The organism is Teichococcus deserti, from assembly GCF_001982615.1.
Lineage (GTDB): Bacteria > Pseudomonadota > Alphaproteobacteria > Acetobacterales > Acetobacteraceae > Pseudoroseomonas > Pseudoroseomonas deserti.
On record NZ_MLCO01000273.1, the window covers coordinates 1 to 10,577 of the forward strand.

9 protein-coding genes are annotated in these 10,577 nt (G+C 67.0%); 8 read left to right on the top strand and 1 reads right to left on the bottom strand.

Going from position 1 to position 10,577, the window contains the following annotated elements; all coding sequences use genetic code 11:
* The 8 genes from BKE38_RS23370 to BKE38_RS23405 form a co-directional block, all read left to right on the top strand.
* Positions 1-961 (top strand): replication initiator protein A (locus tag BKE38_RS23370; RefSeq protein WP_076959631.1); only part of this gene is annotated, 961 nt, incomplete at its 5' end.
* Positions 962-1,177: 216 nt separating this feature from the next.
* Positions 1,178-2,449, top strand: coding sequence for a plasmid replication protein RepC (gene repC / locus BKE38_RS23375; RefSeq protein WP_076959632.1), 1,272 nt, complete (start codon positions 1,178-1,180; stop codon positions 2,447-2,449).
* A gap of 57 nt (positions 2,450-2,506) precedes the next feature.
* Positions 2,507-3,721 carry a plasmid partitioning protein RepA gene (repA, locus tag BKE38_RS23380; protein WP_076959633.1) on the top strand — a complete coding sequence of 405 codons (1,215 nt, stop codon included), beginning with the start codon at positions 2,507-2,509 and terminating at the stop codon, positions 3,719-3,721.
* The gene (gene repB / locus BKE38_RS23385; RefSeq protein WP_076959634.1) at positions 3,721-4,803 is read left to right on the top strand and encodes a plasmid partitioning protein RepB; all 1,083 of its coding nucleotides are present in this window, start codon (positions 3,721-3,723) and stop codon (positions 4,801-4,803) included. Before repA ends, repB begins: the two co-directional genes overlap by 1 nt.
* 321 nt (positions 4,804-5,124) lie before the next feature.
* Positions 5,125-5,280: a MucR family transcriptional regulator gene (locus tag BKE38_RS23390; protein ID WP_083747810.1), complete on the top strand. Its 156-nt coding sequence runs from the start codon at positions 5,125-5,127 to the stop codon at positions 5,278-5,280.
* Positions 5,281-6,157: 877 nt separating this feature from the next.
* Complete coding sequence (locus BKE38_RS31635) at positions 6,158-6,910, top strand: hypothetical protein (RefSeq protein ID WP_131829704.1); 753 nt, start codon at positions 6,158-6,160, stop codon at positions 6,908-6,910.
* Positions 6,911-7,029: 119 nt separating this feature from the next.
* Positions 7,030-8,142, top strand: coding sequence for a hypothetical protein (locus BKE38_RS23400; protein WP_076959636.1), 1,113 nt, complete (start codon positions 7,030-7,032; stop codon positions 8,140-8,142).
* 381 nt (positions 8,143-8,523) lie between these two features.
* On the top strand, positions 8,524-9,489 hold the full coding sequence (locus BKE38_RS23405) for an IS5 family transposase (protein ID WP_076959637.1): 966 nt from the start codon (positions 8,524-8,526) through the stop codon (positions 9,487-9,489).
* Positions 9,490-9,655: 166 nt separating this feature from the next.
* Here BKE38_RS23405 and BKE38_RS23410 read toward each other — a convergent pair.
* The coding region (locus BKE38_RS23410) for a hypothetical protein (RefSeq protein WP_207553650.1) at positions 9,656-10,577 on the bottom strand (922 nt) is incomplete at its 5' end.

Genomic DNA, 10,577 nt, shown 5'->3' on the forward strand with positions numbered 1-10,577 from the left:
GGGCGGCGCGCGGCCGTCCCCGCGCCGCGGCCAGCGGGAGCTGCTGCCCGAGCTGTTCGACAGCCCGCTGCGCGGCAAGCTGCGCGGGCAGCGCGGCATCATGGCCTATCCCTTCTTCCACCTGGGCAAGACGGCGCCCTCGCGCGAGCTGCTGCGCTACGATGACGGCCAGGTGCGGATCGAGGTGGCGCCGGGCCCGGCCGGCATGGCCACCATCTACGACAAGGACCTGATCCTCTACATCGCATCCCTGATGGCCGAGAAGATGCGGCGGGGCGAGCTGCGCCCCGAGGATCCGCGGCCGGACCGCGAATTCACCTTCACCGCGCATGACTTCTTCCGCGTGGCGGGGCGCGACACGGCGGGCAAGGCCTATGACCGGCTGCTGCAGATGCTGCAGCGGCTGCAGGGCACCCAGGTGCGCACCAATATCGAGATGGGCGGCGAGGGCACCGACGGCGTCTTCTCCTGGATCGACGCGGTCAACACCCGCTACCGCCGCAACGCGCGGGCCGAGAAGGAGCTGGTCAGCGTCTCGGTGACGCTCTGCGCCTGGCTGTATCGCGGCATCCTGAGCGACACGCGGCTGCTGACCTTCGCCGAGGGTTATTTCGACCTGGCCCCGCTGGAGCGGCGCCTCTACGAGATCGCCAAGGCCGAGGATGTCGACGAGGCCGGCTGGTCGATCGGAATCGAGGACCTGCATGCCCGCGTCGGGACGCGCGGGCTGCTGCGGCATTTCGGCCAGTTCCTGACCGAGCTGGAGCGCAGCCAGCGCCTCATCGAGTTCGAGATCGGGCTGCACCGCCCGCCCGCCGAGACGCAGCGCCGCGGCCGCCCTGGCTATGAGGGCACCGTGGTGACGTTGCGTGCGCGGGCGCCCGGCCTGCGGCCCCCTGCCCTGCCCGCGCCATCCGGCGCCGGCGACACCACCGACGGAGAGAGCGCGGCCAAGAGCTGAAGCGCCAGGCAGGGCCTGGAAAAGCAAAACCCCGCTTTGCAGAGCGGGGCTTGCTGAACACAACCGGAGCCGGTGGACGCCGGCCCTGAGGGAATGTCCTGAACAGCCATTCCGTAGGGTCATCCGTCACCGTCGGTCAAGCGCGAAACGCAGTTTCGCCGCTGCCGAGGGGTCATGCCCGCTCCGCTTCCCTCATCTTTCGAAGGAACGGGCAAGGTGGACACCAGCATGGTTCCGCGCCGGCCGGCCATGGGCCTGCGCAAGCTCACCCTCAATCATCTCGCCGCCAACCGACTGGCGGGCCAGGCGCTCGGCCTGCCCGAGGGTGTGCGGCATCCCAACCAGCTGCTGGCGCTGCTGCGCCGCGCCGCCCCTTTCCTGGGCCAGACCCGGCTGCTGCCGCTGATGGAGGCGCTGTTCCGCTGGACCCAGCCGCAGGACTGGGAGCCGCAGGCCGAGCCGATCGTCTGGCCGAGCAACGAGGCGCTGGCCCTGGTGCTGGATTGCAGCGAGCGCCATGTCAGCCGGCTGCTGGCCGCCGCCATCGAGGCACGGCTGATCGCACCGCGCGACGGCACCGACCGCCGCCGCCGCGGCTGGCGCGAGCAGGGCCGCATCGTCGCCGCCTGGGGCTTCAGCCTGCGCCCCCTCGCCGCCCGCCATGCCGAACTCCTGTCGGTGGTCCAAGCCGGGGAAGCCGCGCGGCGCGCGCTGCAGCAGGGCCGGCGGGAGGCGCGTCGCCTCGGCCAGTCGGTCTGCCAGCTGCGCGCCCTGGCCGGGGTGCTGGAGCTGGAGGCGACGCTGGCCGGAGGTTTCGACGAGGCGGCCGCGCTGCTGAACGGCCTGACACGGATCGAGACGCCCGAGGTGCTGGAAACCCGGCTGGCGGCGCTGCGCTCGGTGGAGGCGGCGCTGCGGCAGCGGCTGGAAAGCGCCGCGGCTTCAACGGTGGAAGACGCCAGGGAGTCAGGCTCGCCTGACCTGGGAGTCACCCCCTTTATACCTACGAAAGACATCAACGAACCTGAAGGTTCTACGGTAGGCCGCCCCACGTCTGAGGTGGCCCCAGCGGCAAACGGGCAGGCTCTGGAGGAAACGCCATTGACGCTGTCAGCCCGGGAACTGGTGCGGCTGGCGCCGCGACTGGGGGGATGGCTGGCGGTGGCGCAACCGGACTGGCCAGCGGTCAGCCAGGCCGCCTCGATCCTGGCGCGCGAGATGGGGATTTCCCCCGGCCTCTATGGCGAGGCCTGCCGCAGGCTGGGACGGCGGCCGGCGGCGGTGGCCGTGGCGGTGATCTCGACCCGTCCGGCATCGCATTTCCACACGGCTGGACCCGGCGGATATCTGCGCGGCATGCTGCGCCGCGCCGAGAAGGGCGAGCTGCACCTGGAGCGCAGCCTCTTCGGCCTGCGAGACAAGCGGTCGCTGCCGTCAGTGCAGTTGACGGCCGTCAACTTTCACCATCCCGCCCTTTCGCGCGGCTGAGCAAAATGCGATATTCCCGGCCGATAGCCCCTGCTGCCGCATCTGCGATTGGAATCCATGGATAGCTTGTCCGGCACCCGCAAGCCGCTCGCGGATATCGACACCATCGTCAGCACCCAGGCGCAGGAGCTGTCGGAAAAGCTGCAGGCGCATCGGCTGGAACTGTTCCCGCCGGCCGCGCAGAAACCCCTGCGCGCCTTCCAGGCCGCCGAGGTCGCCAAGCTGCTCGGGGTGAAGAGCGGCTATCTGCGCAACCTGTCGCTGGAAGGGAAGGGGCCGGCCCCGAGCGTCACCAGCAGCGGCCGCCGGTCCTATTCGGCCGAGCAGCTGCAGGAATTGCGCGCCTATCTGGATGAGACCGGTCGCGCCAGCCGCCGGTACCGGCCCCACCGCCGGGGCAAGGAGCATATCCAGGTCATCGCCGTGGTGAACTTCAAGGGCGGCTCCGGCAAGACCACGACGACGGCGCATCTGGCGCAGCATCTGGCGCTGACCGGGCACCGCGTGCTGGCGGTCGACCTGGACCCGCAGGCCAGCCTGTCGGCGCTGCATGGCTTCCAGCCGGAATTTGACCTCGGCCCGAATGAAAGCCTCTATGCCGCGCTGCGCTATGACGACCAGCGCCGGCCGCTGCGCGACATCATCCGCCCGACCAACTTCCCCGGACTGGACATCGTCCCGGCCAATATCGAGCTGATGGAGTTCGAATATGACACGCCGCGGGTGCTGGCCACCCATGAAGGCGGTGCCACGGGGCAGGATTTCTTCGCGCGCCTCGACCAGGCGCTGGCGGCGGTGGCCGACGACTACGACGTGGTCGTCATCGATTGCCCGCCACAGCTGGGCTACCTGACCATGGCCGCGCTCTGCACGGCGACGGCGGTGCTGATCCCGGTGCATCCGCAGATGCTGGACGTCATGTCGATGTGCCAGTTCCTGCTGATGCTGGGTGATGTGATGACCCATCTGAAGAATGCCGGCGGCCAGCTGCGCTACGACTGGCTGCGCTATCTGGTGACCCGCTACGAGCCCAGCGACGGGCCACAGACGCAGATGGTGGGCTTCATGCGCAGCCTGTTCGGCACCCATGTGCTGACCCATCCGATGCTGAAGAGCGTTGCCATCTCGGATGCCGGCATCACCAAGCAGACCCTCTACGAAGTGGAGCGCCGGCTTTTCACCCCGGCTACCTATGACCGCGCGATGGAATGCCTGGATGCGGTGAATGGCGAGATCGAGCAGCTGGTCCATGCGGCCTGGGGGAGGGGCTGATGGCGCGGAAGAACCTGCTGGCAGGATTGACGGAGCCGAAGTTGACGGCCGTCAACTCGGAGGAGGCCCGGCCGGCCCGTGCCATGGCCATGCCCTTCGCCGGACGTGGCGCGGTCGGCGCCGTGACCCGCAGCATCGAGGACCTGGCTGCCAAGGCCAGCGCTGCGAGGGAGCTCGAGGCGCGGCTGACCTCCGGCCAGGTGATCGTCGCCCTCGACCCGGCGGTGATCGACGCCTCCTTCATGGCCGATCGCATGGCCCAGGATGACGGCGAATACCTGGCTCTGCGCGACAGCATCGCCCAGAGCGGCCAGGATTCGCCGATCCTGGTGCGCCCGCATCCCGGTGCCGAGGGCCGTTTCCAGGTCGCATTCGGCCATCGCCGACTGCGCGCCGCCCGCGACCTGGGGCAGAGCGTGCGCGCCGTGGTGCGGCCGCTGTCGGATCGCGAGCTGGTGCTGGCCCAGGGCCAGGAGAACAGCGCGCGGGCCAACCTGTCCTTCATCGAGCGCGCCCGCTTCGCCCATCGCCTCGAGCAGAATGGCTACGACCGCGAGACCATCATGCTGGCGCTGAGCGCCGACAAGACCACGGTCTCCCGCCTGATCACGGTGGTCGAGCGCATTCCCGCCGCCATCATCGACGCCATCGGCCCGGCGCCTGCCACAGGGCGCGACCGCTGGGTCGAACTGGCCAGCGGCATCCAGAGGAGCGGGGCAGGGGAGGCGGAAGCCCGGCTGGCCCAGCCGGGTTTCGCCGAGGCAACCTCGGACGAGCGCTTCCAGCGGGTCATGGCCGCGCTGGAGCCGGCACCGTCGCCGCCGCAGCCGGCGTCCGACCGGGCAGGGGACGGCGTCGAGCCCCGTCCCGAGACCGAGCGCGAGCCGCCGCAGTCCTGGACCCATTCCAGCGGCACCCGGGTGATGACGGTGTCCAGCGGGCGGCGGAACACGCTGCTGGCGCTGGACCGCCGGGCGGCGCCGGGCTTCGACGCCTATCTGCTGGACCGCATGGAAGAAATCTTCACCGACTTCCTGGCCAGCGACCGCCGGCCGGTGTCGCGCGGGCGCAAGGCGTCCTGACCACAGATGCGCCGGCCTGACGGGCTGGCGCTTTCCTCCGGGTGACATTCCGGCGCGTCCGTTCCGCGATGGGCCTGCATCACCCCCCCGGCGGATCGGTGCGGTCGCCAATGGCGCTTCCAAGCCGGTGCCAGAAGGACGGCCCGCAGAATCGACGCCCTTTCCTTAATCTGCTGGGCCTGACGGCCCGCATCGTCGCCGCCTCTGCCGGCCACCACCTGCTGACGGCCGCCGAGCTGCCCGCGCTGCTGGATACGGTGGATCGCAGCCGGGCCTGCGCCACGGCGCCGCCCGTCCCGGTGCCGGCGGCCCCCCGGCGGCATGCGCCGCACCGTGCCGATCCGCAGCCCGGTCACCGCCGACCACATCATCGGCCTGGAGGATGGCTGGCGCCTGGCGACCCTGCGCCGCCACCTGCGCGACGCCTTCGGCCTGACGCCGGGGCCGATGGCCAGCGCCGGGGCCTGCGGCCGATGATCCGATAAGCACGCCGGGCTTTTGGCGCGGCAGGTCGGAGACGCCGCGGGAGATGGGCCTGGGCTGGCGGGCCTCTCGGCGGCGCAGTCTGCGCAAGGCGGAGGCCAGGGAAGGGGACCTCGAAAGCAGAGGCCGCGCACCAATCAAGGCATCTGGCCTTTGACGTGCTGAAGGCCTGATAATAAAAGGTTATCGTGTCCAGGCGCTGGGCGTCGGGTTGAAGAACAGCACGCTTGGGACGGTGCTGGCGGAGGAGGCGACGGCAGCCGCAAGGCGGGCTTTTCCTCGCGCGGCCTTAGCACCTTACGGAACTTTACGGCTTCCATGGTCTTGCGGCTGCGCAGGCGCTCCAGGTTCGTATCTTGGCCTCGAGCTCGCGGACGCGGCTCGCAGCGGCTACGTCGCCGTTCGTCTGAGCCGCCGCCAAGCCGCCCTCGGCCATGCGACGCCTCCACCCAAGCAGCAGGCTGGAAGAGACGGCGTGCAATCGGTCGACTGCCGGAATCGTCATGCCAGGTGAATAGTCTCCTCGACCAACCGGACCTTCACGTCGGCATTGTGGCGCCTGTGGCGCGCCACCTATCCGGTCGAACTGGGGAGCGCTCCTGGGGATTTATCGCGGACCGACTGCTCAGGGCGCACGAACGTGTCACACGCACTCGCCACCACCAATACGACGGCGCAAGGCTAGGTCCTTGCTTTGGTGAGATACTACCGGCATTGCTTCAAGGAGAATAGTGCAGGCGAAAACCGGGTTGGGCACCTTGTCGAAAACACTGTGTACGAAAAGCGTAGGTCACGGCGCTCCGACCAGATGGCAGCCCGCCGGCATTGGACGAGGCCAACTGCTCGTCGCAGGGTTGAGGCATGGAACGCGATGACTATTGCCGCTGACATTGCCGCAAGCAGCGATGGGGGGTACCCGCTACAGCTTATCCACACCACTACAGTCGATGTCTTTCGAACCATCTGCACGACGGGACAGTTGGTTCCACAGATGTGCGACGTGATGGAGGCGAAGCTGACCTATTTCTTCTACGGCCGCCCGGCTTACAGACCTGGCCCCGTCCAGGTCAACAACAGAAACAGGGATAAACGGCCCGTAGTGATGCTCTTCTCAAAAGAAAAGATTCCAAAATGCGCACAGATTTACCCATGTGACACAGGCGCCCATCGCCGAGGCATGTACGAGCCACACTTGGCAGATGTGCCCTTTGCTGATTTGGATTGCGCCTCTGTCGCACAGGCTGAACGGCGCATTGTGGCCCGCTACTTCGGCTCAAACCCTGAATATTTCTATGGGGAACCTCTACAAAAACTTTCACCGGAGCCCGCTTCGGCCGTCGCGCGCGCCTTTCATGCTCTCCTGCGCTCGGAACGCGAGGGGGAATGCGACGACCGGCTCCTCAGCATAGAAATGATCGGCGCAGATGCCTTCGCGCTTCACGAAGCAGCGTCGCACTTGGTGTTTCCGGACTTCCTGCAAGCCGACAAGGACGTGGCGGCCGTGCTGGAGGGTTGGTCCAAACAGGGCGTGGAACTCGTGCCCTACAGGCCGCAGGGTTTGACGAGCGCGGGGCGGACGGTGGAGCAGCTTTTTCCACGCGTCGGCGAGCTGCAAGGGCTCTGAGAATGCAAACTGTGGACGACCCGGCCCCTACATATCGGATGAACGGCAGCATCAATCTACGAGGGGACACGCCTGCCATCTGCGTCCCGACGTTCGGAAGGCGAGGGGACAACCGAGGCATGTACACGCAGTGCATCGGGCTGGACCACTCGGTCCTCTCCTTCGAAATCCTGGGTGCGGACAACTACCCCGATTTGGAAATAGGAAAAGTCTTCCGCAATAATCTTTCGTTGGGAAGCCCTGCAGTTTACCACATCACGTTCGACCGCGAAAATAAGTCGGAGGACTTGCTCGGCCCGCACAGCGAGGTGAGACCGTCTCTCTTAAAGAATAGATGGCGCGTGGACGCCACGGCGAATCCTTTCGAAAGGTTGGATTTTGCCCAGCTTGCCAATTACAGTGATTGGTTCACCTACGAGGCGGGCTTGTGCGAGGGCGCCTTCAAGGAACGCAAGAAGCTTCTGTACTGGCTTGAGGTCACCCTCCTGCTCTCGCGCGCCGGCTACGTGCTCGACGTCATCGCCATGGGAAGGGGCGTGCCCCGGCCGCTTCGGAGGAGGATCGCGGCGAACGTGCGTATGAAGGCCGACAAGCCTGTCCCACACATTGCCAATCGCTCCTATCTTCAATCTATCTCGCCGAAGCTGCGATCCAAGGACTTCGATACCGCCGAGGAGTACTTGAGCGGGGATGTGGCGGCAGTTTACGCCCTACGACGCCTCAACGAACTGCGAGGGTACGAAATGAAGGAGCCTTCCCCTCCGTCGCTGCCCTTGGGCCAGCCCGGATCGACGCCGCCCCGAAGCCCGTCGAACGAGCGGATTGCTGCACGCTGGACGAAGAAGCTCAGCGCCTCAGATGCCCAACGCAAGCCGTCCGGCAACGAGCGCGGTAGCATTACCCTCGTTAAGGCGGGGCATCCCATCGATTGGAGGACCTACTTCCGAAAGGAGTTTTTTGCGGACGTCGAGTGGGTGCTGGGGTGGACGAGGACACGAAAGAGGAGGGAGGCCGCCACCGTCCGCTTTGACACGACGGTCTTCGGGAACAAGCTTGGCGAGCTCAGCATTTCCGTGACCTACGAGCCCCACCGAGAATCTGGCCAGGACAACTATACCTCGCTTCTTCACCTGGGTCCGCTCGCGCCGTACTTCGAGCGGCACGACATGACGGGGCGGCAGCTCACCATGGAGCGCCGTGCCGACGGAAGTTTCGCGTTGTCGATCCAGTAACGGCGGGGCTACCGATTTTCACCGTCAGATCGACGTGGTCACGGAGCGGATCACATCGGCCTCCGCTTCCGACAGCCCGAAGAGAGACGACACACGCGTCTTGACGTGCTCGCGCAACCCTGCCGCGTGACGCTCCTGCAGAATCCGCTGATGTGGCGTGCGCACGGCGGCCGCCGCGCCGTTCCGGCGATAATGTCTCGCACAAGGCCTTCGATCTCAGTTCGTTCGGCGTCACCGGCGGCCGGAACTGGAAGGCGTTCGATGAGCTGCTTTCCGTGGAAGTAGTAGCCACCGCGGGTGTGTTGCACTGGTCGGCTTGGCGATCTGCCGGAGGTAGGATGGTAGGGGACGATGCCCTGCCATCCTCGAGGGGAGCCGAGCTTGCCTTTCAAGGCAAATGCCGACAGCCGCTATCGCATTCTGAAGCAGCGGTTCCGGGTGACGAACTGGGCGAAATACGACGCTGCTCTGCGCGGGCGCGGTAGTTTGATGATCTGGTTCACGGACGCGGCGATCGCGGCATGGAAGGCAAAACCCCGGACCACGCGTGGCGGGCAGCCGCGTTACTCTGCCCTGGCGATCACCACGGCCCTGACCTTGCACACGGTGTTCCGCCTGGCTCTCCGCCAGACCGAGGGCCTGATCAGCTCCATCATCGCCCTGCTCGGTCTTGATCTGGCCGTGCCGGACCACTCCACGCTCAGTCGCCGGGCCGGGACCCTCGAGATGCCGCGGCCTGACCCTGGCGGCCGCCCCGTGGACCTACTGGTGGACAGCACGGGTCTGCAGCTGTGCGGGCCTGACGAGTGGCTGGTCGAGAAGCACGGGAGCAGGACGCGCCGGTCGTGGCGCAAGCTGCACATCGGCGTGGAAGCCGACACCGGGCAGATCATGGCGGCCACGCTAACCACGAGCGATGTGGACGACGCCTCGCAGGTTAGGCCTTTGCTGGACCAGGTTGCGGACCCGATCGTCTCGTTCACGGCCGATGGCGCCTACGACCAGCACGCCGTCTACTGTGAGGTAGCGGCGCGGCATGCCGCAGCTATCGTCATCGTTCCACCCCGCTCCAGCGCGGTGCCGAGCGCCACAGCCGAGACGGCGCCAACCCAGCGGGACCAACATCTTCGGACCATCGCGGAGCGTGGGCGCATGGGCTGGCAGAAGGTCTCGGGCTACAACTGGCATGCCCTGGTCGAGGCAGACATCGCGCGCTTCAAGCGGGTCATTGGCGGCGCACTGCGATCGCGCACGGACGCACGCCGCGCGACAGAAGTGGCCATCGGTGTTGGTGCGCTGAACCGCATGCTCGAGCTCGGACGGCCGGAGTATGTCCGGCTCGCGTGATCCCGGACCCGCCACTGACTGACTACGCCTCCAACCTGTTCCGTGCAACGCAGCCCATCTTCAGAGAAAACCACAGGGCGAAGTCGTTATCCTGCGACTTCGCATGCGTCATGAAGACTGTCCACCGGCCCGGGTCAGCGGCGCGCACCAATGCGGAGAATGTCATCTATGTGGGCACCGGGACCGCGCGGGCGAGAGCGACGTCTTCCGGCAAAAGCCCGAACAGGGTCGAGACGCGAGCCTCGACCTGCTCACGCAGCGCCGCCGCGTGGCGCTCGTGCAGAACCCGCTGGTGCGGGGTCCGCGCTGCCCTGACCGCGTCGTTGGCCGCGATCAGCCCGCGGACGAGCTCCTCGATCTCATCACGCTCAGCGTCGTCCGCCGCTGGCACCGGCAGGCGCTCGATGAACTGCTTGCCGTGAGAGTAGTAGCCGCCGCGGAAGGTGCTTGTGTTCGTCCGGACCATGGCCTCGCAGAGCGGGTGGTGCATGACCGCGAGGAGGAAGGCGTTGCTCTCCCGCGCGCCGGGCCGAGGCCGAATCATGTAGTATGGCCCGTTGCCGCCGCCCGTGACCGTGATGTTGTCTTCATCGTAGGCATAGCGGGCCTCGAGCGACAGGATGGGCAGGATGATCTTCGGGCTGTCGAACTTCGTCAGGCTCTGCGACCGGCCGAACTGGTAGAACTGGCGCGTGCCCTCCGTGCCGCCAGTAACGCTACGCCGCTCCAGCTCTGTGCGGCGCGCCAACAGGTAGGCCCAGCACCCGGGGAAGCGACGCTCCATTTCTTCGGGCTGGATCAGCCGCGCGTCGGTTCGCCTCGGCCCCTTCACCAGCTCGTAGGGGAAGATCATCCAGTGGTTCGCCTCGGCGCGACTGTAAGGGAAGAGCTGCGCGTCGAGCATGCACGGCCGCAGGACGCCGCGCTCGATCGGCCAGTCCCGCCCGCCCCACCGCAGCGTCACCGCCTCCTCGGCTTCTGCTGCTGCCTTGAAGATATAGACCCCGTCCGCGCTCGTCTGAACGCCGACGAAGATCTCAGCGACCTGGCCGAGCTCGGCCAGGCACGCTCCTCGGATACGCGCAAAG

Coding starts and splice junctions, on each gene's coding strand:
- repA (WP_076959633.1), top strand. CDS start 2,507: ATGGATAGCTTGTCCGGCACCCGCAAGCCGCTCGCGGATATCGACACC.
- repB (WP_076959634.1), top strand. CDS start 3,721: ATGGCGCGGAAGAACCTGCTGGCAGGATTGACGGAGCCGAAGTTGACG.
- BKE38_RS23390 (WP_083747810.1), top strand. CDS start 5,125: ATGCGCCGCACCGTGCCGATCCGCAGCCCGGTCACCGCCGACCACATC.
- BKE38_RS31635 (WP_131829704.1), top strand. CDS start 6,158: ATGACTATTGCCGCTGACATTGCCGCAAGCAGCGATGGGGGGTACCCG.
- BKE38_RS23400 (WP_076959636.1), top strand. CDS start 7,030: ATGTACACGCAGTGCATCGGGCTGGACCACTCGGTCCTCTCCTTCGAA.